Annotated in this window: 18 protein-coding genes and 1 pseudogene; 4 read left to right on the top strand and 15 right to left on the bottom strand. The window is 68.0% G+C overall.

Annotation, left to right across the window (positions count from 1 at the left end):
- Positions 1 to 98: 98 nt before the first annotated feature.
- The 3 genes from OID54_RS28285 to OID54_RS28275 form a co-directional block, all read right to left on the bottom strand.
- Positions 99 to 896 (bottom strand): response regulator transcription factor, encoded by a 798-nt coding sequence (locus tag OID54_RS28285; protein ID WP_329024006.1) that lies wholly within the window; start codon positions 894 to 896, stop codon positions 99 to 101.
- Positions 893 to 2,053, bottom strand: a complete 1,161-nt coding sequence (locus tag OID54_RS28280) for a sensor histidine kinase (RefSeq protein WP_329024004.1) — start codon at positions 2,051 to 2,053, stop codon at positions 893 to 895. The genes OID54_RS28285 and OID54_RS28280 overlap by 4 nt, the downstream gene beginning before the upstream one ends.
- 226 nt (positions 2,054 to 2,279) lie before the next feature.
- Entirely contained in the window at positions 2,280 to 4,397 is a 2,118-nt protein-coding gene (locus tag OID54_RS28275; RefSeq protein ID WP_329024002.1) for a DNA gyrase/topoisomerase IV subunit B, read from the bottom strand.
- A gap of 456 nt (positions 4,398 to 4,853) precedes the next feature.
- Here OID54_RS28275 and OID54_RS28270 point away from each other — a divergent pair, with 456 nt between their 5' ends.
- Positions 4,854 to 5,084, top strand: a complete 231-nt coding sequence (locus OID54_RS28270; RefSeq protein ID WP_329024000.1) for a DUF7455 domain-containing protein — start codon at positions 4,854 to 4,856, stop codon at positions 5,082 to 5,084.
- Positions 5,085 to 5,333: 249 nt separating this feature from the next.
- Here the strand turns inward: OID54_RS28270 and OID54_RS28265 are convergent, their stop codons facing one another.
- From OID54_RS28265 to OID54_RS28240, 6 genes are all read right to left on the bottom strand, one after another.
- Complete coding sequence (locus OID54_RS28265; protein ID WP_329023998.1) at positions 5,334 to 6,146, bottom strand: serine protease; 813 nt, start codon at positions 6,144 to 6,146, stop codon at positions 5,334 to 5,336.
- A 213-nt stretch (positions 6,147 to 6,359) separates the two neighbouring features.
- A complete protein-coding gene (locus tag OID54_RS28260; RefSeq protein WP_329023996.1) occupies positions 6,360 to 7,910 on the bottom strand; it encodes an RNA polymerase sigma factor in 1,551 nt (516 codons plus the stop codon).
- A gap of 423 nt (positions 7,911 to 8,333) precedes the next feature.
- Positions 8,334 to 9,221 (bottom strand): FadR/GntR family transcriptional regulator, encoded by an 888-nt coding sequence (locus tag OID54_RS28255; RefSeq protein WP_329023993.1) that lies wholly within the window; start codon positions 9,219 to 9,221, stop codon positions 8,334 to 8,336.
- A gap of 159 nt (positions 9,222 to 9,380) precedes the next feature.
- Positions 9,381 to 11,360 carry an ATP-binding cassette domain-containing protein gene (locus OID54_RS28250; RefSeq protein ID WP_329023991.1) on the bottom strand — a complete coding sequence of 660 codons (1,980 nt, stop codon included), beginning with the start codon at positions 11,358 to 11,360 and terminating at the stop codon, positions 9,381 to 9,383.
- 1,255 nt (positions 11,361 to 12,615) lie between these two features.
- Positions 12,616 to 13,380, bottom strand: a complete 765-nt coding sequence (locus OID54_RS28245) for an NUDIX hydrolase (protein ID WP_329023990.1) — start codon at positions 13,378 to 13,380, stop codon at positions 12,616 to 12,618.
- 193 nt (positions 13,381 to 13,573) lie between these two features.
- A complete protein-coding gene (locus tag OID54_RS28240; RefSeq protein ID WP_443055686.1) occupies positions 13,574 to 15,076 on the bottom strand; it encodes a DUF4192 domain-containing protein in 1,503 nt (500 codons plus the stop codon).
- 132 nt (positions 15,077 to 15,208) lie between these two features.
- Between OID54_RS28240 and OID54_RS28235 the strand changes: the two genes are divergently transcribed.
- On the top strand, positions 15,209 to 17,434 hold the full coding sequence (locus OID54_RS28235; RefSeq protein ID WP_329023987.1) for a RecQ family ATP-dependent DNA helicase: 2,226 nt from the start codon (positions 15,209 to 15,211) through the stop codon (positions 17,432 to 17,434).
- Between the two features lie 230 nt (positions 17,435 to 17,664).
- Positions 17,665 to 18,294, top strand: a complete 630-nt coding sequence (locus OID54_RS28230) for a hypothetical protein (protein ID WP_329023986.1) — start codon at positions 17,665 to 17,667, stop codon at positions 18,292 to 18,294.
- Positions 18,295 to 18,584: 290 nt separating this feature from the next.
- Here OID54_RS28230 and OID54_RS28225 read toward each other — a convergent pair whose 3' ends face one another.
- The 6 genes and pseudogenes from OID54_RS28225 to OID54_RS28200 form a co-directional block, all read right to left on the bottom strand.
- A complete protein-coding gene (locus OID54_RS28225; protein WP_329023985.1) occupies positions 18,585 to 19,202 on the bottom strand; it encodes a hypothetical protein in 618 nt (205 codons plus the stop codon).
- An 82-nt stretch (positions 19,203 to 19,284) separates the two neighbouring features.
- Entirely contained in the window at positions 19,285 to 19,986 is a 702-nt protein-coding gene (locus OID54_RS28220; protein WP_329023983.1) for a ribonuclease HII, read from the bottom strand.
- A gap of 492 nt (positions 19,987 to 20,478) precedes the next feature.
- A pseudogene (locus tag OID54_RS28215) lies at positions 20,479 to 21,683 on the bottom strand (DUF4153 domain-containing protein).
- Between the two features lie 440 nt (positions 21,684 to 22,123).
- Positions 22,124 to 23,041, bottom strand: coding sequence for an ADP-ribosylglycohydrolase family protein (locus OID54_RS28210; protein ID WP_329023982.1), 918 nt, complete (start codon positions 23,039 to 23,041; stop codon positions 22,124 to 22,126).
- Positions 23,042 to 23,053: 12 nt separating this feature from the next.
- Positions 23,054 to 23,713 carry a histidine phosphatase family protein gene (locus tag OID54_RS28205; protein WP_329023981.1) on the bottom strand — a complete coding sequence of 220 codons (660 nt, stop codon included), beginning with the start codon at positions 23,711 to 23,713 and terminating at the stop codon, positions 23,054 to 23,056.
- Positions 23,714 to 23,918: 205 nt separating this feature from the next.
- Positions 23,919 to 24,524 (bottom strand): YdbC family protein, encoded by a 606-nt coding sequence (locus tag OID54_RS28200; protein ID WP_329023979.1) that lies wholly within the window; start codon positions 24,522 to 24,524, stop codon positions 23,919 to 23,921.
- A gap of 215 nt (positions 24,525 to 24,739) precedes the next feature.
- Here OID54_RS28200 and OID54_RS28195 point away from each other — a divergent pair, with 215 nt between their 5' ends.
- Complete coding sequence (locus tag OID54_RS28195) at positions 24,740 to 25,264, top strand: TerD family protein (RefSeq protein WP_329023977.1); 525 nt, start codon at positions 24,740 to 24,742, stop codon at positions 25,262 to 25,264.
- The last annotated feature ends 27 nt before the right edge of the window (positions 25,265 to 25,291 follow it).

Raw genomic sequence — 25,291 nt, 5'->3', positions numbered from 1 at the left:
GCTCAACACCCCTTGGTCAGCGAACCTTTTCGGCCGCGTGCCTCAGGATGGACAGAAGGGGAAGATCCCGGACTCATGTGCAGAAGTGCTTCACACCATCAGGTGATGCTGGAGCCAGGTGGCTGCGCGAGGCCCTCCCGATAGGCATAGCGCACGGCCTGCGCCCGATCGTGGAGGTCGGCCTTCGCGAAGAGATTGTTGATATGGGTCTTCACCGTGGCGTTGGAGATGTGCAACCGGCGGGCGATCTCGCCGTTGGTGAGGCCGTCTGCGATCAGTGCCAGCACCTCCCCCTCACGGCTGGTCAGCCCGTCGGGGAGCCGGGGAGCGGCCGGTGCCTGGCCCGCCGTGAGCTGCTCCAGAAGCCTTCGCTGCACCACGGGCGTCAACCAGGCCCGCCCTTCGATGACATCACGGACCGCGCGGGCGATCTCATCGCCGTCCGCGTCCTTGGTCAGATAGCCGCGGGCTCCGGCGCGCAAGGCGGGAAAGAGTGAGGCGTCGTCCGCGTACGTCGTGAGGACCACCACCTGGGTCCCGGGGTACGTCTCACGGATGCGGCGAGTGGCCTCCACCCCGTCGCACCGGGGCATCCGCAGGTCCATCAGGACCACATCGGGAGCGAGTTCGGCGACCAGGGCGACCGCCTCGGCACCGTCCTTCGCCGTACCGACGACCTCGATCCCGGGCAGCAGTCCGAGCAGCATCACGATGCCCTCGCGCACCACGGTCTGATCGTCGGCGACGACCACACGGGCGGGTGCGGATGTGGTGGGCTCGATGCCCTCCAGGTGGCTGCGGACCGAGTGGCCCGGCGCCTTCGCTCCGCCGGCGCCGTCGGCCCCCATGCCTGGCCAGGGGTCCATCGGCGTCCCCCCGATCGATTCCTCGGTCATACCGGCACTCTCAGTCGCACCACGAAGCCGTCCCCCTCCGGTCCCGCCTCCAGGGTGCCGCCGAGCAGTTCCGCCCGCTCGCGCATCCCCAACAGACCGTACCCGGATCCGGATGAACCCAGCTCCCCGCTGTCCCGTTGGGCACCGGCGTCCCGGACCTCCAGGGTCACCCCGGACGTCTCGTACGCCAACAGCATCCGCACCTTGGCGCCCGGCGCGTGCTTGCGGGCATTCGTCAGCGCCTCCTGTGCCACGCGTCGCACTGTCTGCGAGATCTCGGCGGTCAGCGGCTGGCGCTCGCCCCTGACCTCGGATTCCGTCCCATCGGCCCCGGCCAGCTCGCGTAGGTAGTCCTCGACGGGAGCGATCTCGCCACGGAGCGCGGAGAGTGCCTGGCGGGTCTCGGCGAGTCCCTCGCGGGCCATCCCACGGGCGGCGACAACGCGTTCGAGGATCTGGTCACGAAAGGGGCCTTCGGGGCCGCGTTCGATCTGGAGTCGCGCCGCCTCCAGATGGACGAGTTGCGCGGAGAGGCTGTGCGCGAGGACGTCGTGGATCTCCCGGGCGATGCGTGCCCTCTCGGCGAGGGCGGCGGACCTGGCTTCGGCCTCACGCGCCGTCCGTTCCTGGGCCAGCAGACGGAACCCTGCACCGCGCGCCTGGGCGTCGAGCCGCAGGGAGAAGCCGCCGAGGAGCACCGCGCCTACCGTGAGCCAGGAACCCGGCGCGTAGTCGAACCCCATCACGACGAAGGCCAGGGCGAGGAGCCCGGCGCCGAGGCCGGAAGCCAGTGGGAGCCGTTCCATGGCGCTGAGGGCGGTGGTGATCCACAGCACGGTCGAGGGGACCAGGCCGCCAGCTACCGAGGCACCCCAGCCCATGGCGGCGATCCCAGCGAGCAGCGCGAGGGAGGGCAGCAGCCGATTGTCGAGGGTGGTGTGGTGGTAGGCGAAGACCGCGGCAATGCAGCACAGGAGCGCCAGGGGTGGAATCACACCCGCCGCGCCGGAGAAGTCCCCGGACACATAGGCGCCGAACAGGGCCCATGCCGACAGGGCGGCCATCAGCACCAGGTCGAGGACGGTACGCCCACGGGGCATGCCGAGATGGGTCAGCGACTCCTGTATGGGCCAGGCGGTCCACTTGTTGCTCCGCACGCGTGCCCTCCCCCTCTGTCGGCTAGGAAGGGGCCGGGCACTCGCTCCCGGACCCCTCGGTCATCGCCGATGCTACGGAGCGGGAGCAACCCGCAGAACAGCCCGTGGGTGGAGCCTTGGGCTCCACCCACGGGTGGTGTTCATGTGACTCCAAGACGCTGTACGACGTCCCGAGCACCGATTTCCGGCCACATGGAAGGGAAGGTTCCGCGATGCCGGCCGCGGGTCAGGCGTCGATGCGGGAGCGGTCCAGGGTCGCCGCGGAACTGGTGATGAACTCCTTGCGGGGGGCGACCTCATTCCCCATCAAGAGATCGAAAACCTGCTCGGCGGAGTCGAGGTCACCGATGTTGATCCGGCGCAGCGTCCGGTGGCGCGGGTCCATCGTGGTCTCCGCGAGTTGGTCGGCGTCCATCTCGCCGAGGCCCTTGTAGCGCTGGATCGAGTCCTTGTAGCGGATGTTCTTGCGCTGGTACTCCAGCAGCGTCTGACGCAGCTCGTTGTCGGAGTAGGTGTAGACGTACTTGTCCTGGCCCTTCTTGGGCTGGACAAGCTCGATCCGGTGCAGCGGCGGCACGGCGGCGAAGACCCGGCCCGCTTGCACCATGGGCCGCATGTACCGCTGGAAGAGCGTCAGCAGGAGACATCGGATGTGCGCGCCGTCCACATCGGCGTCGACAAGAAGGACGATCTTGCCGTAGCGAGCAGCGTCGATGTCGAACGTGCGTCCGGATCCGGCCCCTATGACCTGAATGATCGCACCGCACTCGTTGTTCTTCAGCATGTCCGAAACAGACGACTTCTGAACGTTGAGGATCTTTCCGCGGATCGGCAGCAGCGCCTGGAACTCACTGTTGCGGGCGAGCTTGGCGGTGCCGAGCGCGGAGTCCCCCTCCACAATGAACAGCTCACTGCGCTCGACGTCGTCACTGCGGCAGTCGGCCAGCTTCGCCGGTAGCGAGGACGTCTCCAGCGCGGTCTTGCGACGCTGCGCTTCCTTGTGCTGACGTGCGGCGATCCTGGTACGCGCCGCGGCGACGGCCTTCTCCAGCACTGCACGGGCCTGCGCCTTGGCGTCGCGCTTGGTGGAGGTCAGGAACGCCTTGAGCTCCTTCGCCACGACCGTGGCGACGATCCGGTTCGCGGCGGACGTGCCCAGGACCTCCTTGGTCTGCCCCTCGAACTGGGGTTCGGCCAAACGGACGGTGACCACGGCGGTCAGGCCCTCCAGAGCGTCGTCCTTGACGATGTCGTCCTCAGCGACGCGCAGCATCTTGGCCGATCGCAGCGCCTCGTTCACCGTCTTGGTGATGGAGCGCTCGAAACCCGAGACATGGGTGCCGCCCTTGGGGGTGGCGATGATGTTCACAAAGGACTTGACGTTGGTGTCGTAGCCGGTGCCCCATCGCAGAGCGATATCAACAGCGAGTTCCCGTGTGACCTCGGTGGGTGTCATGTGCCCCCGGTCATCGAGTACGGGAACGGTCTCCTTGAAGATCCCCTGCCCGGTGAGCCGCAACACATCGCAGACGGCCTTGTCCTGCGCAAGGTACTCGCAGAACTCGCTGATACCGCCATCGAAGCGGAAGATCTCCTGGCTCTTGCCCTCGCCGGCGAGATCGCGCTCATCCCGCACCACGATCGTCAGCCCCGGCACCAGGAACGCCGTCTGCCGGGCGCGCTGGTGCAGCGTCTCCAGCGAGAGCTTGGCGTCCTTGAGGAAGATCTGGCGGTCCGCCCAGTACCGGACGCGGGTGCCGGTGCGCGCCTTGGGGATCCGCTTGGCCTTCCGCAGCCCGTTGCCCGGGTCGAAGGGGGAGTCGGGGCCCTGCTCGGTGAAGATGCCGGGCACACCACGTCGGAAGCTGATCGAGTTGATGGTGCCGTTGCGGTCGACCTCGACGTCGAGACGGGCCGACAGCGCGTTCACCACGGAGGCTCCGACGCCGTGGAGACCGCCGGAAGCGGCATAGGAGCCACCACCGAACTTTCCTCCGGCGTGCAGCTTGGTCAGGACGACCTCGACACCCGAGAGACCCGTCTTGGGCTCGACGTCGACCGGGATGCCTCGCCCGTTGTCCTGGACCTCGACCGAGCCGTCCTCGTGGAGGATGACCTCGATGTGGTCGCAGTAGCCCCCGAGGGCCTCGTCGACCGAGTTGTCGATGATCTCCCAGATGCAGTGCATCAGGCCGCGGCTGTCGGTGGACCCGATGTACATGCCGGGACGCTTACGGACCGCTTCCAAGCCTTCGAGTACGAGCAGGTGCCGCGCTGTGTAGTTGGAGCCGTCACGCTCCGCGGTCAGCAATGCTGTGGACGGCACGGACGTTTCGGCGGTCACGCGGTTCGCTCCTCGCTGAATTTCAAATGTGGCCTCGTGGGGTAAGGCCCGGCGTCGGTTGCCGGCTCAGAGCGTACCGATGCCTGGTAGAGCCGGTGTAACGCCACCCATGAGATTTTCGATGCTAGTCCAACCTCGCATACTTGTTCGATCCCTCGAAGGGGTGACGCGAACATCACGTTCCCTTCGAGGCATGAACCATTTAGGCTCCGGGCACGTCCTCATGAACAACCGGCAACCCAGCCGGGAGGGCAGTCCCCGGTACGAGCAAGACCAAGCAACCCACAAGCAACGCGAAACCCGTAGCGCACAGCAATACGGCTCATTCGCCGCCACCCGGCAGCAGACAGCCGCCTTGAGAAGAAGTTTCGAGGAAAAGCCCCGAGCGGGAACGTTTTCGGGCTGGTTGGATGTTGACCCTGGTACGACAGCTCGTCGAGCTAGAGAAGAGGCGACGTGACTACTGTTCTGACCCCCGCGAGCCCGCTGACGGCCGCTGACCGCTGCGACAGGTGCGGCGCCCAGGCATATCTGCGTGTCGTCCTGACCAGCGGCGGTGAACTGCTCTTCTGCGCCCACCACGGACGCAAGTTTGAGCCGGAACTCAAGAAGATCGCCGCGGAAATACAGGATGAGAGCGACCGGCTGACGGCCGTTCCCGCCGGTGCCGGCGAAGAGGATCACTGACACCTCACATCCACGACGAGCTAGGTCGATCTGAGATCGGCTGACGGGCGGTTGCTCCTGATCCCATCAGGAGCAACCGCCCGCTCTCGTACCGTCACAAGAACCCGGTACGGTCGCCACGACCGTCGGCCCGCCTCCGGCTGAAAGCCAAGAGCCGTAGAGGCCGCGGAGTGGATCTTGCGCGGACGCTCGGCGCGCAAGGGCCCCGCGGCCCCCTGCCAGAGACCATCCGCGCGGGTCGCCCTGCCCCTACTGGGGCACCGGCAGTGCTGAGACCCGCGCGTACACCCCGGGGCTGTCCGCCCGGCCGCACCCGCTCCCCCAGGACACCAGGCCGATCAGCCGCCCCTCTGCCACCAGTGGCCCACCGCTGTCCCCCTGACAGGCGTCACGGCCGCCTGCAGGGGCTCCGGCGCAGACCATCGTCTCGGCGGCGTAGCGCCCGCTCAGACCCCCCGGATAAGCCCGCTCACAGGTCTCATCAGAAAGCACGGTCACCTGGGCGGCGCGTAGGGACGTGGCGTAGTTGCCATTGCCCTCGGTGTCCCCCCAGCCGTAGACGGCCGCGGCCACCCCCGGCCGATAGGCAGGGTCTCCGTCACCAGCAACCTCGATCACATGGGTCGACGGCAAAGCTTCCGCAAGGGTCACCACGGCAAGATCGGAGCTACTGGTGAACGGATCGTAGTCAGGTGAGACCCAACGCTCCGTTACGGGAATCTCCTGACCGGCCTCACCGGTCAGCTCCGTACGCCCGACGATCACCCGGAGGTCGGGGATCTCTTCCTCTCCGAGCACCGTCCGACTCAGACAGTGGGCCGCGGTCATCACCTTGGTCGGAGCGACCACCACTCCGCCGCAGAACTGCCCCGAGCGCGTTCCCCCGAACCGGTCACGACTGGCCAGCGCCACCACCCAGGGACTATCGGCCGCCCGCACGGGAAACCCTCCCACCACCACGCTGTCGGCGAGGGCCGGTACGGGCGCCGCCAACGGGGCCACTGCCACCGCGGCGATCAGAGCCAGCGCCCCGGTCAGGGCTCGTACGAGAGAACGACACATCGGGTCTCCTGACTTTGCGTGAATGGGAGTCCACCCAGAGTCATTCAACACGCTGGTGTACGCACCTGCGGCGCCCGGCCCCACGCCGCTCCGGAGCCACCACTTCCGTTGATCGCATCCATCGACACGGCACGACGCGACACGACGAAGGGTCCGACTTCACCAGGAAGCCGGACCCTTCGGGGAACGCGGTTGCTCAGGGCGTGCGAGCCCTTAGTCGAGGTAGTCGCGCAGGACCTGCGAACGCGACGGATGGCGCAGCTTCGACATGGTCTTCGACTCGATCTGGCGGATGCGCTCACGCGTCACGCCGTAGACCTTGCCGATCTCGTCGAGGGTCTTCGGCTGGCCGTCCGTGAGACCGAACCGCATGGAAACGACACCGGCCTCCCGCTCGGAAAGCGTGTCGAGAACCGAGTGGAGCTGCTCCTGGAGAAGCGTGAAACTCACCGCGTCGGCGGGCACCACGGCCTCGGAGTCCTCGATGAGGTCACCGAACTCGCTGTCGCCGTCCTCGCCCAGTGGGGTGTGCAGGGAGATCGGCTCACGACCGTACTTCTGGACCTCGATGACCTTTTCCGGGGTCATGTCGAGCTCCTTGGCCAACTCCTCCGGGGTGGGCTCACGGCCCAGGTCCTGGAGCATCTGGCGCTGGACGCGCGCAAGCTTGTTGATGACCTCGACCATGTGCACCGGGATACGGATGGTGCGGGCCTGGTCGGCCATCGCGCGGGTGATGGCCTGACGGATCCACCATGTCGCGTACGTGGAGAACTTGTAGCCCTTGGTGTAGTCGAACTTCTCGACCGCACGGATCAGACCGAGGTTGCCCTCCTGGATCAGGTCCAGGAAGAGCATGCCGCGGCCGGTGTAGCGCTTGGCCAGCGAGACGACCAGTCGGAGGTTGGCCTCCAGCAGGTGGTTCTTGGCGCGGCGACCGTCCTCGGCGATGATCTCCAGCTCGCGCTTGAGCTTGGGCGCCAGCTTGTCGGAGTTCGCCAGCTTGTCCTCGGCGAACAGTCCCGCCTCGATGCGCTTGGCGAGCTCGACCTCCTGCTCGGCGTTGAGGAGGGGAACCTTGCCGATCTGCTTGAGGTAGTCCTTGACCGGGTCGGCGGTGGCTCCGGCGACGGCGACCTGCTGCGCAGGAGCGTCGTCTTCGTCCTCGTCGGACAGGACGAAGCCCTTGCTCTCGCCTTCGGCCTCTTCGTCGTCGCCCTTGCCCGGCTGCACCTCGTCGAGCAGCTCTTCGCCGTCGCCGGGCTCGTCGGAGTCCTTCTTGGCGGCGGTCTTCTTGGCCGTCGTCTTCTTGGCGGCGGTCTTCTTCACCGTCGCCTTCTTGGCCGTCGCCTTCTTGGCGGCGGCCTTCTTGGCAGGCGCGGCACCCGAGACCTCGTCGCCGGCCTGGGCGTCGACGGATTCGGTCGCCGACGTGGCCGCGACGGTCTTCGCCGTGGTCGTCTTGGCCGCGACGGTCTTGGTGGCGGTGCGCTTTGCCGGGCTCTTCGCAGCGACGCTCTTACGGGCGCGCCTGGGCGACTCTGCGGCATTCACCATCAGCGTCACACCCTCTTCCTCAAGGATCTGGTTGAGGCTGCGCAGAACATTCTTCCACTGGGTTTGCGGAATCTGGTCGGCCTCGAAGGCGCGACGCACGTCATCGCCGGCGATCTGCCCATCAGCCTTTCCCCGCTCGATGAGCGCCATCACAGACTCGGACTCGGCGATCTCCGGCGGGAGCGTACGGGATGTGCTGGCCGACACGAACAACCTCTCGGAACGATGGAAACGGCTTCCGGCCCCGCCCATGATCGGGCTTGAGCCGACGACCACAGGCTGCGGATGGCCGGTGGCGCGGGCGGCTGAACCTCAGAACTGCGCGGAACTACACAGCGTCATGAACGACGGCTGTATTCCTTCCTCGGCTATCACCTCTTAGGTCATCGCCCTGTTCCGAGGAGTGTTACGCCCAATTCGCGTGGCCCGAGTCACACCCCATTTGCGGCAAATTACTCATAGAGGGTGCAGAGCGTACATTTGCGCCGCCGGACCCCCGTGGAATCCGGTGGCACTCCGCAGGTACGACTCCGCACGCCCGGCCCACCGCATGCCGCTGCGGGGCCAGCAGCTGTACACCTGCCCCGAACCGGCCGATGTACGCCTCCGCACGCGACCTCGCGGCCGGGTTCAGTGCTCGCGGGGTGCGGGCACGACGCGCTCCCCTTCCGGGTGGACCGTCAGCAGCTGGCGCATCGCGGATTCGGCGGCCTGGGAGTCGCCGGCGGCGAGGGCGTCGGCGATGCGGGCGTGGTGACCCAGGGACGCCTCATTGGGTCGGTCACAGCCGGTGACCGGGCCACCCGAGACGTGCAAGGCGGACGAGACGATGCCGGAGAGGTGCTCCAGCATGCGGTTGCCGGCGAGCTGGATGAGCAGGGAATGGAACTCGGCATCGGCGCGGGAGAAGGTGATCCCATCACCCTGCGCAAGGGCATGGCCCATGATCTCGACCATGTCACCCAGGCGCTGCTGAACGTCCTCACGGCCATGACCGGCCGCGAGACGGGCGGCGAGGGGCTCGATGGTCCAGCGCAGTTCGCAGAGCTCGCGACGCTGGTCCTCGCGCTGGGGGCCGAAGGCGCGCCATTCGATGATGTCGGCGTCGAGGAGGTTCCAGTCGGCAACGGGACGGACCCTGGTACCGACATTGGGGCGAGCGCTGACCAGGCCCTTGGCCTCAAGGACGCGGAGCGACTCCCGCACGACGGTGCGGGAGACTTCGAAACGCTGTCCGATCTCCTCGGGAACCAACGGACGATCGGCGCCCAGGTCCCCGGAGACGATCATCTGGCCAAGTTGCTGAACGAGTTGGCCGTGCAGGCCGCGTCCCCGGTTACCGGCAGCGCGGCGGCCAACGCGTCCCAACTCTGTGTCTGGCCCGTCCCAGGAGGGCGGAGCCACACGTTCAGCGGCAGGCTGCTCCCCGTAGGGGTATCGGTCGAGTTCGCCCGAACCTGCGAGGCCGGTGTCAGCGGGGCGGGCGGCGGTCATCATGGTGTGCGCAAGGGTACTCACGCATCCTTTGTCGGCCCCACTTCAGCAGCCCTTGAGGTCTTTGGTGAAAAGCACACGAAAGGGTGATCGGTGCTTCCCCCATAATTGACGACTTATCGGAGATAAACGGGCGTACTCAAGGGAGTTACCGGCAGATTGCCCCACCTCGATCGCGGGCGATCAGCAATGCGTTCTCCGGCGAAGCCCGACGAACACAAACATGCAGACCAGGACAGCCAACGACAACCCCAGGGCTGTTCCGACGGGTTGGGCCAGCATGCGGACCCCCGCCAGCAGCAGGTCGTCGGTCTGGTGCGGCAACCAGAACCAGGCCAGCTCACGCACCCTGTCAGGGAGCCCGGCCGTCGAACGCGCTGACGGGACGACGGACGCCTGCCGCACAAGAGGTGCGATGACGACCGGTACGAACATCACTGCGGCCACACCCGCCGCGGTGACACGGAAGACACCGGCAGCCAGCAGTCCGGCCCAGGCACACCCAATGGCCAGGGCGCACCAATGCATCAGTAGCGCCGGCAGGTTCCCTTGGACGACGATCGCCTCCCGGCCGTAGACGACGGCGAGCACCTGTGTGTCGATGCCCGCGACCAGCAGCGCGATCAGCACCGCGACGGCTCCCGTGACCAGCATCTTGGCGAGCAGCAGGGCAACCCTGCGGGGCACCGTGCCGCGAGCGGCCAGTACCGGATAGCGAAACTCCTCACCGAAGGAGAGCGCTCCGATCAGACCGGCGCAGAGAGCCGCTGGAGGCAGGGGGAGAAAATCTGGCCAGGCAGCGATGGCGACCGGCACCGGGACTTCACGAGAGCGGGCGAGCAACAGACACAGGACCGGGGAGACCAGGAGGGCGGCGCCGAAGACCAACGCAGCGGTTCGAACGCCGAGCAATCGCAACAGTTCATAGCGGACTGGACGCAACGGGCTGCGGAGGGGGCGACGCGGCGGCTGACTCGGCGGCTGGCTCGGAATCAGCTCAACCGCAGAGACGGACCCGGGGCTCGGCCCGGCCGAGGGCGGCGACGAGTGTCCGGATCGCTCGACACCTTGCCCGGGAGCCGCGGCCAGCGCAACAGCGGGCACCCGGCTCTTGCTCTTGGCCTCACCCTCCTTGGCCTCACCTTCTGGATGCTCGCCGTTTCCCCTGGCCGAGTGGGAAGGATGCATGCGGTCGGGGGCCTGCTGGAGCTGCGGCGGAAGTGGAGCGATGGCAATCCGGTCTTGGCGTTGGCTCCGCTCCCGCGTGCCGCCGCCCGCGTGACCGGGGACGATCGAGCCGCCCGTCTCCTCTGTGAGGCGGTGTACGAGGACACGATGGCGGTACGCGATCTCCCCCACCTCGGCGCAGTTGCTGCCGTAGACGGAGAGTTCGCTGCCCGCGTCAACGACCACTTCGACGGATCGCCTGGCAACCCGCGCCTCGCGGTGCAGAAGTGAGGCCAGGCGTGCGGCATAGGGAGTGCACACGACGACGCGCGGGCGCAGCCTGGTTCGCGCGAAGTCAACGACCTCCTGGTCCGCGATCAATCTTCCCTCGTCCACAGTGACCACACGGTCCCCGATCCGGGCCGCCTCCTTCGGGTCATGGGTCGTCCACAGGACCGTTCCACCTCGGTCTGCGTGAGCACGCATCAATCCGTACTGCCAAGCCTGTTCCCGTGCGGTGAGCCCCCTCCCCGGCTCGTCCAACAGCAGGGTCTGGGGAGCGCCGAGCAGAGCAGCGGCGATGCCGAGTCTGCGGTCAGCGGCCAGCGGCAGGGCGTCGAGGCGTTGGTCGCCCAGAGCTGTGAGGCCGATGTCCCGGAGCAACTCATCAGCACGGGCCAACGCAACCCCCGCCGCGGCACAGAGCATCCGGAGTTGTCCACGCGCCGTGCGGGCCGGATGCCCGGGTACGTCGCCCAGGAGCGCCCCCACCTCCCGGGCCGGATGGGCGATTCGATGGAGGGGGTTCCCGCGGAAGTAGGTGATGCCACGACCAGGCTCAAGCTCCAACATGAGGCGAAGCGCCGTGGACTTGCCCGCCCCGGCGGGCCCGAACAGGGCCGTGACCTGCCCCGGCCCGGCCTCGAAGCTGAGGTCCCGAACGGCGGGTGGGCCCGATCGCCCGGGCCTGCTGGTGAGTCCGATGGCCTGAAGCATCTCTTCCCTCCCGGAAGGCGGAAGCAAGACCGCGGAGCGGCGGCACGGGCACCGGAGCAAGATAACGCGACATTCGCGACTTTCTACGCAAGAGCCCTTCTGAGGGATTTCGCTTCAGCACTCGCTTCACTCGCGGCACTGGCGGGCCGCGGCAAAGCTCCGTGCGGCATTGGTGATGGCGGGTGGGGGTGGTGATCGTTCAGGGTGGGAATTCGCTTGCCGCGGGTTCCACCCTGCCTGGGCCCCCGCCCCCTCCCCTCCCCCGCCCCGGCCCCTCTTTTGCCTGACCTGCCCCGTGTTTGGCTGGCCTGCCCCGTGTTTGGCTGGCCTGCCCCGTGCTCGGACTCCGCCCTGAAAGGGGCGGCGAGTCCGAGCACCCTTGCGTGTCCAGCCTCTCTCGGTGCGCGACCCAGTCCCTACCGACCCCGCCAAGGCGCCCAGAAGGCTCCCTGCCGCACCACGGGCACTTCGGTGCGCCCGGGGTGCCAATGCGAGCCCTGGGCGGCGCAGCGGACCACCCAGCCCCTCAGCGCGTCATGGGCGGCATTGAGGCGCCGAGGGCCCACGACCACATGCACCCTCACCCCAGTCACACGCCCCGACCTGTACACCGCAGCCGGGAGCAACCAGTCCAACGCCCCGCGCCGGACGCCTGGCCATGCCCAGGAGATGCGCTCTCGGTGCCGAGAGCCCTTCATCACGGCGCTGAGGCTCCATGCGCCACCGCCGAAACGCACCCGCCCCAAAGGCTCCCGGCTCCCGGCTCCCGGCTCCCGGCTCCCGGCTCCCGGCTCCCGGCTCCCGGCTCCCGGCTCCCGGCTCCCGGCTCCCGGCTCCCGGCTCCCGGCTCCCGGCTCCCGGCTCCCGGCTCCCGGCTCCCGGCTCCCGGCTCCCGGCTCCCGGCTCCCGGCTCCCGGCTCCCGGCTCCCGGCTCCCGGCTCCCGGCTCCCGGCTCCCGGCTCCCGGCTCCCGGCTCCCGGCTCCCGGCTCCCGGCTCCCGGCTCCCGGCTCCCGGCTCCCGGCGAGGGAACTCCCCTACAGGTCAGTGGTCACGGTTGATCGGCGACGGTTCATGAATGTGTGGCTCGCCCCCGCGACTGCACCGCAGAGCCGCCGCCGAAAGTCCTGCTCCGGACCCATGAGGCCCGTCCGCCTTCCCGCGTCGGCCCCTGGAGCCCTTGCCACCGTCGACATGGGCGCGCAGGGCTGAACACCCGTCAGACGCCTTGTGCCAGACCTCCCGTCAGAACTCCCGTCAGACCTCCGGTCGGAGCATCGGCGGGTTGAGCACGGTGGCGCCACCGGCCCGAAAGAGTTGTGCGGGACGCCCTCCCTGCCGCGTGGTGGTGCCACCGGATGGCACCAGGAACCCTGGCGTGCCGGTCACCTTGCGGTGGAAGTTCCTCGGGTCGAGCGCGACCCCCCACACGGCCTCGTACACCCTGCGCAACTCCCCCACCGTGAACTCCGGTGGGCAGAAGGCGGTAGCCAGGGAGGAGTACTCGATCTTTGACCGGGCGCGCTCCACTCCGTCCGCAAGGATGCGCGCATGGTCGAACGCCAGTGGTGCGGGCGACTCCCCCTCGCGTCCCGATCCGCTGTCCTGACTGAGCAGATCCTCAACGAAGGCCCACCGCGCGCTGTTCGCATCGCCGCCCGGTCGTGGTGCGGGCAGATCCGGAGCCAGCACCAGGTGCGCGACGCTCACCACTCTCATACGGGGGTCACGCATCGGGTCACCGTAGGTGGCGAGTTGCTCCAGGTGCGCACCGTTGCCGGAGGCCGGGGAGTGGGGATCGTGGGCATAGAGCCCGGTCTCCTCGGCGAGTTCTCGGGCTGCGGCAGCCGCCAGGTCCTCCTCTCCCCGCACGAAGCCGCCGGGAAGGGCCCAGCGTCCCTGGAAGGGCGACTCTCCACGGCGTACGACCAGTGCACAGAGCGCATGACGTCGCACGGTGAGCACGACCAGGTCGACGGTGACTGCGAAGGGGGGATAGGCCGACGGGTCGTAGGGAGGCATGCCGTGATCATAGTCGTCTGCCTGACGATAAACGCGGCTTTCCCTGCCCGGGAGCTCTTCTTTACTTCCGCTTCGCCCGGACCGAAGAGGCTCCTGGGCAAGCCTGCTTCGTCTCTCCGCGCCTGCGGTGCGTTTGACACGAATGAGGTGCGATCAGGTCTGGGCGCAGCAGACTGGCGCACGGTGACGATCTTCATCCCTCCTTCTCCGTTTCCCGGCGATCCGGATCGTGCCGCCGTGCCCGGTCGACGCGAGTGCTGCCAGGCCGGGCCCGGTCGGCCTTGCGCGGCTTCGCGGGCGAAGGCGGTCGACTGCGCCCTGTTCGCAAAGGCTCCGGGTGCTTCTTCGGAGCCTGCCTCGGGCGCCGCCGGGAGTCCGTGGAGTCGTGCTGCGCGATGATCGGTGCGGACTTCTCCGCCGAGATGGCGATAGTCATCTGCACCTCGGAGGGTTTGCCCGTATCGGTGCTCTCAACGGTTTCGGCGGTCGCCTTCGACCGTGCGTTCGCCTCGGGCACGGGCGGGAGCACCGTTGACGACTGATCTTCTCGCGCCTCCGATGCCGTTCGTCCAGCCACTGTGGTGGCGGCGATGGCCTGGCCGTGACCCACGCGAAGGCACTGGCGGACGGTCTCCACGTCGAGATCCTGGTTGCACGCCTGTTGGAAAAGTCGGGCAAGGATGTATTGAGGGTCCCTGCTGAGGGCGAGTCCGAAGGCGACCCTGGCAGCGGGTTTGTCCCCGAGGGACCATGTCGTCCAGCCCGCGAGGGTCAGGGTTGGAGCGGCATACTCCGCGTACGGGCTGACGCACCGTCGCGACAGGGCCCGCCAGAGCCGCAGTGCAGATTCGGCGGCGGAGCCTTCGGACCATCGGGCGGCTTTGTCCCGGGTTTCCCGGTCCTGAAGTCCATGGATCAGGAGGGCGGCCTCGTCCACCGTGAGGAGGGAGTCGTCCTCGACGTCAGCCTCGTAGTCAGCCGCCGATGGGTGCGTTCCGGCGATCCGCGCCATCACCACACCCGCCAGCGCCAGGGTCTCGTCGGAGATCGCCGTCCGTGCACCTCCTTCGAGCAGTCGGGTCACCATCGCGGTGCCCGCCCTGTCCAGCGCCCTGCGCTGATCCGTCTTGGATCCCACCGAGGGAGGCCGTAGTCGCGCCTCCAGCTCCCGTTGCGATCCCCGCACCTGGACTCCTGCGTAGGCCGCCGCAGCGGCCATGACGGACGTACCCGGAATCGCCAGCTCGTTTCCCTCCGAGGGGCAGCAACGGTCATCGGGGCAGCAGTACGACCAGAACTGTCCTGCGGAGATGCACAGCGCCTCGTAGACCGGGACGTCGAGAGCACCGCACGCGGTCCTCAGCGAGTGGGAGAGCGGTCGTAGCCGCTCCATCGCCGCTCGGGCGCTCTCGTTGTCGGCGGGGTCCTGGCAGAGAAAGACGACGATGCCGTCGGGGCGGCGGCCGTGACGCTCGCTGCCTTCGATCAGGCATTCCGCGAGTTGCTGCGAGACCGAGGGCCATTCCAACGGTGAGGGCGGAATGCCCAGCTGCACGCGGGCGCCGAAGCGGCCCCGGCTGCCATGCAGTGCTACGACGACGATCGAGTCGCTCGGGTGATATCCCAGGACGTAGGGCAGCGCATCGGCCAGTTCGGCGGCACTACGCAGGGTGACCTGCTGCTCATCGGTACCCATGGATTCATGGTGGCTGTTCATGGCCACGACGATCCCGTGCCGCCTCCAGCCCCGCGACCCCTGTGGATAACGTTATCCACAGGGTGGAGACACCGTTCGCGCATTGTCGGTGTCGTCCTGTTGCATGGAGCCATGACCAACGCAGACCAAACGGATGACAGGCGTTCCACCGACCCGGTCGACATCACTGACCTCGCGGGTCTGCGGGCGGAGGCCGACGCCGTCCTGGCCCGTCTCGTCTCGGACGACACGGGCCGAGCTCGGCTGCGTGACGACCAGTGGCGTGCGATCGAGGCGCTCGTCGCTCAGAAACGTCGGGCGCTGGTCGTTCAACGGACGGGGTGGGGCAAGTCCGCGGTCTACTTCGTGGCGACCTCGTTGCTGCGTCGACGGGGCAGCGGCCCGACCGTCATCGTGTCCCCACTGCTCGCCCTCATGCGCAACCAGGTGGAAGCAGCCGCCAAGGCGAGGATCAACGCCCGGACGATCAACTCGTCGAACAGCGAGGAGTGGGCCCAGATCCAACAGGAGATCGCCGCAGGCGGCGTCGATGTTCTGCTCGTCAGCCCGGAGCGTCTGAACAACCCTGGCTTCCGGGACGAGGTGCTGCCCCAACTCGCCGCCGCCACCGGGCTGCTCGTGGTGGACGAGGCCCACTGCATCTCCGACTGGGGTCACGACTTCCGCCCCGACTACCGTCGGCTTCGCACCATGTTGGCCGAACTGCCCTCTGATGTTCCCGTGCTGGCGACGACTGCGACGGCCAACGCCCGTGTCACGGCTGACGTCGCCGAACAGCTGGGCACGGGTGGTGGCGCAGGTGGAGAGTCCGAAGCCCTGGTGCTCCGCGGCCCGTTGGATCGGGAGAGCCTGAGTCTGGGCGTCCTGCAACTGCCCGATGCGGCCACCCGGCTGGCCTGGCTCGCCGACCATCTCGGGGAGCTGCCAGGATCCGGAATCATCTACACACTCACGGTCGCCGCGGCCGAGGAAGTCACCACCAGCCTTCGCCGCAGCGGGCATGTGGTCACCTCGTACACCGGTCGCACGGAGAACGCCGACCGCCAGCAGGCCGAGGACGACCTCCTCGCCAACCGGGTCAAGGCCCTCGTGGCAACCTCCGCGCTCGGCATGGGTTTCGACAAGCCCGACCTCGGATTCGTCGTCCACCTGGGCTCACCTTCCTCGCCGATCGCCTACTACCAGCAGGTGGGGCGCGCCGGCCGTGGTGTGGAGCACGCCGAGGTGCTCCTGTTGCCGGGCAAGGAGGACGAAGCGATCTGGAAGTACTTCGCCTCGGTCGCCTTTCCTCCTGAGGAGTTGGTCCGGCGCACGCTCGATGTGTTGGCGCGTTCGGATCGTCCGCTCTCCCTGCCCGCGCTCGAACCGCTCGTGGACCTGCGGCGCACCAGGCTGGAGACCATGCTGAAGGTGCTGGACGTGGACGGGGCGGTGCGGCGGGTCAAGGGCGGTTGGACGGCCACCGGTCAGCCCTGGACCTACGACGCCGACCGTTTCGCCCGGGTGGCCAAGCAGCGGGAGGTCGAACAGCAGGCGATGCGGGAGTACGCGCGATCCTCGGCGTGCCGGATGGAGTTCCTCCGAAGGCAGTTGGACGACGAGGCAGCAACACCCTGTGGGCGCTGCGACAACTGTGCGGGCGGTCGGTTCAGCGACAAGGTTTCGGATGCGGCCCTGGAAGCCGCCCGCGGTGAGCTCAGCCGGCCGGGTGTCGAGGTGGAGCCCCGGAAGATGTGGCCGACGGGGCTCGCGTCCGTGGGCGTCGGGCTCAAGGGCCGGATCCCCGTCTCCGAGCAGGCTTCCGCCGGGCGGGCGCTGGGCCGGCTCTCCGACATCGGCTGGGGCAACCGGCTACGGCCGCTGCTGGCTCCGCAGGCGTCCGACGGCCCCATCCCGGATGATGTGGCCCAGGCTGTCGTGACAGTGCTCGCCGACTGGGCGAAGGGCCCGGGGGGCTGGGCGTCCGGGGCAGCTGACGCGCCTGCCCGTCCGATCGGCGTGGTGACCGTGGCTTCCCGAAGCCGCCCTGAGTTGGTCGGTTCTCTGGGTGCGCGCATCGCCGAGGTGGGTCGCTTGCCGCTGCTGGGCTCGGTGGCCTACACCCCGGAGGGCATGGAGTCCCGACCCTCGCGTACGAACAGCGCTCAGCGCGTGCGAACCTTGTACGACGCCTTCGTCGTACCGCCAGGTCTGGCGGAGGCCCTCAGCGGGGGCGGCCCCGTTCTCCTGGTCGATGATATTTCTGAATCTGGTTGGACCTTGGCTGTGGCGGCCCGACTCCTGCTGAAGGCTGGAGCGACGGGGGTGTTTCCGCTGGTCCTGGCGGTTCAGGCGTGACATCAGGAGGACACAGGAGGGGTCACAGGCGGCTTTTGTGGGAAGGGATATGAGAGGCATACCCGCAGATTCCCGCCGCTGATGCCAAATTGCTCGTTGCCGCATCCGGACGGGCCAGGAAGAATTGAACTGCTCCCCGCACAGCCCGTTCGCGGTCTCACAGGGCTGTGTCGCGGTGCGCCCTCACCCGACCCTGCCCGCACTGTGGGCGCGTATGCGAAGGGAGGACTGTGACCTTCGGATTCGCTTCGTCCGCAGCCACCTCAATCACCGCCAGGGCCAACTCCGCCAGCCGCCTCGCCAGGATGCTTCAACCTGGGGAATGGGCGGAAGCGGGTATCCCGCTCCTGCGTAACCCCAGAGAGGTGGTCAGCGGGCTGCATGCCCGCCACCAGCCGACGTTGACGACAGCCGTCGTCGCTGTGCTCGATCCCGAGGAACGGCTCACCGCCAGTGCATCGTTCACCCGTCGTACCGCCTTGGCGGACGGCTGGGAGTTTCGAAACGCGCTGCTGGCCAATCTCCGTCGGGTGATTCCGCACGATCTACGCCGCCGCACCCCGGTGCGAACGGCCGTGCTCCTCTACTGCCGTGAGGGTGACGAGCGGTGGACCGAGGAGGACGGTGCCTGGATGTGGGGGCTCCGCGATGCGTGCACCCTGCACGGGTTGCGGTGCGGTGCCTACATCACTCTGACCCGGGGCGGCTGGCAGGTACTGGGAGAGGGGCGGGGCGGGCGACGCCCCAACTCCACCTCGACCCCTGGTGACCTGGCCGAAGTATCGGCAGCGGCCGAGCCGATGAAACTACGCACCGCCAGCGGCGCATCCGAGATGCTGCGTCGCACGGCAGCACGCTGATGTCCCCGGGCACCATGCCCGGGGACCTCTGACATTTGCTCTGATCAAGACCCGTACGAGCCGCCGCACGGCCCTGCCCGCTCGACAGGACTTCTGCGCCTCGGGGCGACCAGCGGTCGACGCCACACGGTGGCCCACGAACTCACTCCGCCGCGCTCAGAGCATCGTTCGTCGGCTCGCCGCCGACTGCTGACACAGCAGAACGGCGAGCCGCACCGTACCCACCGACGTTCCGCGCCAAGGCATGAGCACCGGCGAGATACATGTCCGAGCAGTGCGCGCGCACAGCCTCAGACGGCAACGCCCAGGGCGCTGTTGACGCGCTGCGGATCTCCGCACACGATCAACAGTGCACCCGCTTTGGCCAGCGCGGCCGGCAAGGTACGCGCGGCGTCATCGTCGCCGCCACCGTTGACGGCCACGATCACCACCGGCCTCGACCGAGCGCGCTCGACGGCGGTGACGTCCGCATAGAAGACATCATCACCGGCGTCGTGCTGGGCCCAGTAGGCCGCTTCGCCGAAGGACCTCTCGTGCGCGGCCCACGGGTGCGATTGCCCCGTGGTCAGCACCAGCACATCACCGGGAGCGCGCCCCGTGTCGAGCAGGAGGTCCACCGTCTCGTCGGCGGCGTCGAGTGCGCCTTCCGCGGGCGCGGGGATCAGTTGGATCTGGGGCTGAGGGCCGGCCTCGGCGACAGCAGTGAGGGGCTGGCCGCCAGGGGACGACGTGCGTTGTGGCGGTGCGGGCTTGACCGCCGTGGCCCCCTGGCCGCTGGGACGGGGGGTCGCCATGGAACGCGGACCGGGTACGGGACGAGGGGTCGGCGCGGTGCGGCCGGTGGCCGGAGTGACGCGGGGACCCTGGGCGCTCTCGTGAATGTGAGGCTCCTCGGGGATGAGAGGCATGGGTGGATGTCTATCAAATGCCGGTTCGAATGGCATAGGCGGGTGGGCACGAAAGTGCGATCGGTCCGTTCGACGGACCGGTTCAGAAGTCGAAGCCGAGCTGGCCCTCGCTCTCGCCTTCCGCCGCGTTGACGGGAACCCGGACCTTCTTGAGGTGCTGCCACCGGGGCAGCGCGTCCAAATAGGCCCAGGAAAGTCGGTGGTAGGGCGTGGGCCCCAGTTCTTCCAGCGCGGCCCTGTGCACGGGCGAGGGGTATCCCGCATTGGCGGCGAAGGCGAAGTCCGCGAACTCGCCGGGCAGCTCGGCCATCATCGCGTCGCGACGTACCTTGGCGATGACGGACGCTGCCGCCACCGCGATGCACGAGCGGTCCCCTTTGATCACCGTGCGGACCTGCCAGGGAGAGCCGAGGTAGTCGTGCTTCCCGTCGAGGATGACCGCGTCCGGGCGCACCGGTAGCGCATCGAGTGCGCGGCACGCTGCGAGCCGTAGGGCTGCGGTCATCCCCAGCTGGTCGATCTCTTCGGGCGAGGCGTGCCCGAGTGCATGGGCGGTGACCCAGGTTTCCAGTTCGGCCGCGATTTGATTGCGACGCTTGGGGCTCAGCAGCTTGGAGTCGGTGAGTCCGGCGGGAGGCTGGCGCAGTCCGGTGATGGCTGCGCACACCGTGACGGGACCGGCCCACGCCCCCCGTCCGACCTCGTCGACACCAGCAATGACCTTGGCGCCGGTGGTCGCTCGGATCGAGCGCTCGACTGTGTGTGTGGGTGGTTCGTACGGCATGGCGCCAGCCAGGTTACGCCGCCCCACCCGGACCACGGCAACCGGATTCCCTTCTTGCTGTCGTCACTCGCGAATTCGGGGCGGCCCATCGGTGTCCTGCTGGTGAAACCCGTTGCCGATTCACGGCCTGCACGGAGGTGTCGGGTCCCCCGCCGCCGCCGGGAGCCGCAGTGCCGAGAGCTCTCACCCTTCACACCGAAAGAGACCCTAGGTAAGTATTCACTTACGCACACTGACTCATCAGATCGGCTTGATCACCAGGCATGGAGCTACCTCCCCCCTGGACACCATCATCCCCATTCTGACAGTGAAATTGAGCGGTGAGCAGACCTTTGCGGCCACCCATCACCACCACATCCGAGAGCCTTCTAGATCTTTGGGAACGCAAAGAATCGAGCGACACAACCGCGTGGCATCTGGTCATGATCGGACGACCGGGACTACCGCCCAGGGCGATCCTTCTCGGAATCCACTCCGCGGCGCCGAGCAGCTTCAGCCAGTGCCCGACGCCGCACGGTCACCGTTCACTGCACGGTATCCGTTGCCATCGGCACAGACCGGACGGGCTCCGATCCCGCGTTGCGCCAGGATCTCCCGAGCGCGGACCTGCCCCCAACTGGTCGCGTACCAAGCCCTTTCGTCGCCCTTGAGGTCCGTGGCGATCCCCTTCAGGGCGCAGGAGCGCCACGGCTCGGGCAGTTGGTCAAGAGCGGGCACGGCGTCCGCTGAGAGTTGCTGGAAGTGCTCGATGTCGATCTTGCCGGTGCGCTCGAAGCGCTGTACGTACCACTCGGCCACGATGACGTCCGGCGACATCAGTCCGAAGGCGAGGACGGCCGCTCCGGCGCTCGCAGCGACCGCGCGAGGCAGGCCAGGTGGCCCCGACCAGACCGGCGACCATGATCAGTACGATCACCAGCCCCAACCAGATCTCCATGGCGGCGACCGAGATCCGCAGTCGAGTGAGCCCGTAGGCATCGACGTACAGGTTCATGCGTCGTAGGGCGGCCAGCACAACGACAAGGGTGAGCAGGCACAGGGCCCCCAGAACCGCTCGTACGAGGGTCCGATCGCGCGGGTCTGCTCGCGGTGCCCAGCGCAGGGCTAGTGCGATCACGAGCAGCGTCAGCAGGGTCGCGCACAGGAGTTGCCAGAAGCCCTGGCGGGCGTACTCGGCGTAGGTGAGACCGGTCTCCTTCAAGATCTTGTCGTAGCCCCGAAGAGGACCGCGAGTTGCACGGCGATGAACACCGCGAAGAGCAGGTCCAGCAGTACGGCGGCGATCGCCAGGGTGCGCACCGCCGGCCCCCAGCGTCCACGGGAGCCGCTGAGACGATCGGGGAGCCCGCGCCGCGCCCACTCGACGCCGAGGATGAGCGAGTTCAGCAATCCCACCGAGCCGAGGAGGACTCCCCGAGCCAGGTGCGGCTTCCGTGCAGGGCGAGGGTGGCGGCGGCGAGCGCGGCGATCACGGCGAGGAAGGTGGGCCACCCGGCGTCCCGTAGGGCGGGCACCGCCAGGAGGGCGACTCCGCCCAGGGCCCACCCCCATGTCCAGGGCCGCGGTCTGCGGCCCGCCCGACGTGCGGCGAAGGAAGCTGCGAGCGTGGTGGTCATGGCCACGAGCAGCAGATTCACCCCGAGCCCTTCGCCCAGGAGCGAGGCACAGAGCACACCGGTGGCCAGCGCTGACCACAAGGTGGCGGCCGGGGCCGGGGGTCAAGAGCGTACGGTCACGGCCCAGGAGGTGGATTCGCTCCGGTGCTTCTTCGGGCCGGGTGTTGCCCATGGGTCGTTCGACTCACCGGACGGCGCGGGCGCCTCGGCGCTCTTCGGCGACGGCTCTGGTTCGTCGGCTGTGTCTCCTGCGGCGCGTACGTCGGACGCGTATCCCCCTCCCCCACAGGTCGGGTTGCTCGACCAGGGAGCCCGACGACCGCGAAGACTCGTCTGCGTACGCCGTACGAGGATCAGTGGCGGTGATCCAGGGGCGCACGTGACGGAAGGATAGGCTCAGGCCAGCACGTAGTGCGTCGGCCGCGGGCCTCCAGGATGAGGACCGTGACACTTCCCGCACCGGGGACGCTTCCCGCACTCCGGGCGCCTTCGCAGCAGAAGGAACCTCGTACGGGCGGCGATCACTTCCCTCGGTCAGGGATTCGCAGGAGCCAGTCAGGGAGTTCCTCGGTCCGCCCGCGCCATGCCTCGGGCGGCTGCCCACCACTGCTGGCGGCGACCACTCCACACGCGATCGCACAGGTCGTGTCCATGTCCCCGCCGACCTCGACCGTGGTCCAGAACGCGTTCTCGAAGTCTCCCAGCGACCGTGCCGCCGACCAGAGGGCGAACGGAACCGTGTCATGGGCGCTGGCCCGTCGTCCGCTGCCGAGGACGGCGGCGACGGTCGCCGCGTCGTCGTAGTCGAGCATGTCGCGGGCCCGGCGCAGTCCCGCCCCCACAGCACTGCGCGGCAGCAGCGCGATCACACCGTCCAACAGTTCCTCCGCCGACGGTGGACCCGTCGGAGCCGCAGCAAGGGCGGCGGCGCCGGCCACGGCCATGGCGCCCACCACGGCCTCGCGGTGCTGGTGCGTGGTGTACGAGGAGATCTCAGCCTGGTGCGTGGCCTGCTCGGGGTCATCGGCGTACCAGGCCCCGAGCGGGGCGGTCCGCATGGCTGAACCATTGCCCCAGGAACCCTGCCCCTGGAACAGACCCACCGCGAGTTCCCGCCAATCGCCGCCCTCTCCGATGAGCCGCAGCATCCGGTTGACCGTGGGGCTGTAGCCGCGGTCTATGTCATGGTGGCGGGCGAAGGAGCTGGCGAGGGCGTCCTGGTCGATCCTGCCGTGTTCGGCGAGTACGGCCACGACTGAACAGGCCATCTCGGTGTCGTCGGTCCACGGCCAGTCACCGGGCGGCACTTCGCGTCGCTTCAGCAGCGGATGGTTGGACGGCACGAAGAACCGGGCACCCAGGGCATCCCCCACGGCCAGGCCGCGCAGGCTGTCCAGGGCCCGGGCGAGTCGCCGGGCGGGAGAGAGGTCAGTGATCATCTTCCTGTCACCCTATCCGCCCGTCCCATACGGTTCGGGGGTGCGCCAGCGGTCAAAGGGCAGGTCAAGGGTGTAGCGCCCGTCATCCCCCAACTGAAGCACCCGCATCTCTCCATTGCGGGGATTGGAGAGGGATTCGAATTCCGCGACCGTCCAATGGAACCAACGCATGCAGAACAGCCGCATGGTCAGACCGTGCGTCACCAGCAGCACATTGGGCGGATGGTCTGGGGATTCGAAACTGCGATGAAGGCTTTCCAGGAAGGCGCCCACTCGGTCGTACACATCGGCGCCCGACTCGCCCTGGGCGAAGCGGTAGAAGAAGTGCCCGTACGTGTCCCGATAGGTCTTCTGCAGTTGGACATCGTCCTTGTCCTGCCAGTTTCCCCAGTCCTGCTCGCGAAGTCGGGGCTCCTCACGCACCCGGACCAAGGACGGATCGAGGTCGAACGCCCGGAAGGTCTCATGGGTGCGCCGATAGGGCGAGACGTACACGCTGACCTGTTCGCCCCCGAACAATTCACGGAGCCGAACGCCCGCCTCTTCGGCCTGTACCACTCCGGTACTCGTCAGCCGCAGGGCGTGATCGGGCTCGCGCTCGTACACGGTGTCGTCGGCGTTCCCCTCCGACTCACCATGTCGGACGAGGACGATGCGTCGCGGTCTTGCCATACGTCGACCCTAGATCGGGCCCGGCCGAAGCGGGCGGTCGGGCGGCTCGATCCGGCCCGCATCTCGGGTGAGGTGCGGCACATCGGAAGCGACAAACCGGAAGAAATCAGTACAGGGTAGTAGCAGCCGCCCATGCCTTCCCCGCTGACACGAGACCACCAGCAGGCCCTGAGGGACCGCCCCCGCCAGAGCGCCGCGCTAGGGCTCAGACCGTCCAGGACGGTTCGAGGGCGACGACATCACCGGCGAGCGCCTCGATGTCGGCTTCCGCCTGAGCCCGCAGAAGCAGTCGCTCCACGCGTTCCCGGCGGTACTTGCCGTGCTCGGCGGCGGACTTCCACATCGACATCACCAAGAACTCGTGGCCCGGCGCTTCTCCGAAGAATCCCCGCACCATCCCGGGCGAGCCGGCCATCGCCGGGTTCCAGACCTTCTCCTGCATCAACGCATAGTGCTCGACCCGCTCCGCACGGACCGTGCAGTGCGCGACCCGGACCACATCGACGTCGGTGAATCGCGGCTCGAAGCCCGTCTTCACATCGAATCGGTAGTCGAACAACTTGACCTGCATGTCCTTGAACGTCCCCGACTGCCCTGAGGCCAAGCGATCGTGGGAACGCGCCATGAAGGAGTCGTAGAACGCTCGGGATTCCCAGAACGCGAATATGTGAGCGGTGTGGGGTCGTACTCTGCTCCACCCACCACTCTGCCCCCGAAACCCCGGCTCACCCAGCAGCCCCGCCCACTTCCGCTGCCCCCGCTCGAACCCACGACGGTCCACCACGGTGCAACGAATCCACTTGACCAGCACCGCGCCATCGTAAGGCCCAGGGGGTGGCCGAGGTCACTCTGCTACCGGGCGTACTCCGTGCTTGTGGTGCACCGGCCGAAAGAGAACCCGCGCCCCCACCGGCTCCCGCGCCCCCGGAACGGGCGTAGACCAGACATTTCCTCGCCCCGACCGGTACCAAGCGGATACGGTCAACAGAACCAGAATTGCTGGAAGTTACGGGGAAGGGACATCTGTTGAGCAGCCTGAGCAAGGGCGTCGGCAAGGTCGAGGTGAGTCTTCGATGGGATCCGAGTCCGCTGGGTGAACCCGCCCACGACCTCGATCTCGTCGCTGCGACCTACACCGTGGACGAACCGCACGGCGACCCGGCCTACGTGGTCCACTTCGACAGTCGGTCGCCCGACGGGACGATCACCCTGACCAGGGACAGCCAGACGGGGCAGGGCTTCGGCGCCGACGAGGTGCTGACCCTGGAGTTCGAGCGACTCGCAGCGACCTACGGGCGGGTCGTCGTCGGGGTGGTCATTCAGCAACGCGACCGTCGGCGCGCGTTCAGCGATGTGAACAACACGGTGGTACGCATCGCGGAGGGCCCGACGGAGCTGTGGAAGAGCACGCTGTCCGAGGTGCCCCACTCCACGGCCGCAGTGGTCGCGGAGTTCGTTCGGGGCGAATCGGGCACCTGGCTGTTCCATGAGACGGTTCGTGGCCTCGACACCGATCCCGAGGCGTTCATCGGCCTGATGGGCCGGAACTGAGCCTTCATCTGGCACCCGAACCCGGCA

The sequence above is a fragment of the Streptomyces sp. NBC_00690 genome, from assembly GCF_036226685.1.
Taxonomy (GTDB): Bacteria; Actinomycetota; Actinomycetes; order Streptomycetales; family Streptomycetaceae; genus Streptomyces.
Note: the sequence above shows the minus strand (reverse complement) of the source record. Positions and strands in the feature narration are given on the sequence as shown.

Excerpts from the sequence above, each read along its gene's own strand:
- OID54_RS28285 (WP_329024006.1), bottom strand. The coding sequence starts at position 896 with ATGACCGAGGAATCGATCGGGGGGACGCCGATGGACCCCTGGCCAGGC.
- OID54_RS28265 (WP_329023998.1), bottom strand. The coding sequence starts at position 6,146 with ATGTGTCGTTCTCTCGTACGAGCCCTGACCGGGGCGCTGGCTCTGATC.
- OID54_RS28250 (WP_329023991.1), bottom strand. The coding sequence starts at position 11,360 with ATGCTTCAGGCCATCGGACTCACCAGCAGGCCCGGGCGATCGGGCCCA.
- OID54_RS28245 (WP_329023990.1), bottom strand. The coding sequence starts at position 13,380 with ATGCCTCCCTACGACCCGTCGGCCTATCCCCCCTTCGCAGTCACCGTC.
- OID54_RS28240 (WP_443055686.1), bottom strand. The coding sequence starts at position 15,076 with ATGGGTACCGATGAGCAGCAGGTCACCCTGCGTAGTGCCGCCGAACTG.
- OID54_RS28235 (WP_329023987.1), top strand. The coding sequence starts at position 15,209 with ATGACCAACGCAGACCAAACGGATGACAGGCGTTCCACCGACCCGGTC.
- OID54_RS28225 (WP_329023985.1), bottom strand. The coding sequence starts at position 19,202 with ATGCCTCTCATCCCCGAGGAGCCTCACATTCACGAGAGCGCCCAGGGT.
- OID54_RS28220 (WP_329023983.1), bottom strand. The coding sequence starts at position 19,986 with ATGCCGTACGAACCACCCACACACACAGTCGAGCGCTCGATCCGAGCG.
- OID54_RS28210 (WP_329023982.1), bottom strand. The coding sequence starts at position 23,041 with ATGATCACTGACCTCTCTCCCGCCCGGCGACTCGCCCGGGCCCTGGAC.
- OID54_RS28205 (WP_329023981.1), bottom strand. The coding sequence starts at position 23,713 with ATGGCAAGACCGCGACGCATCGTCCTCGTCCGACATGGTGAGTCGGAG.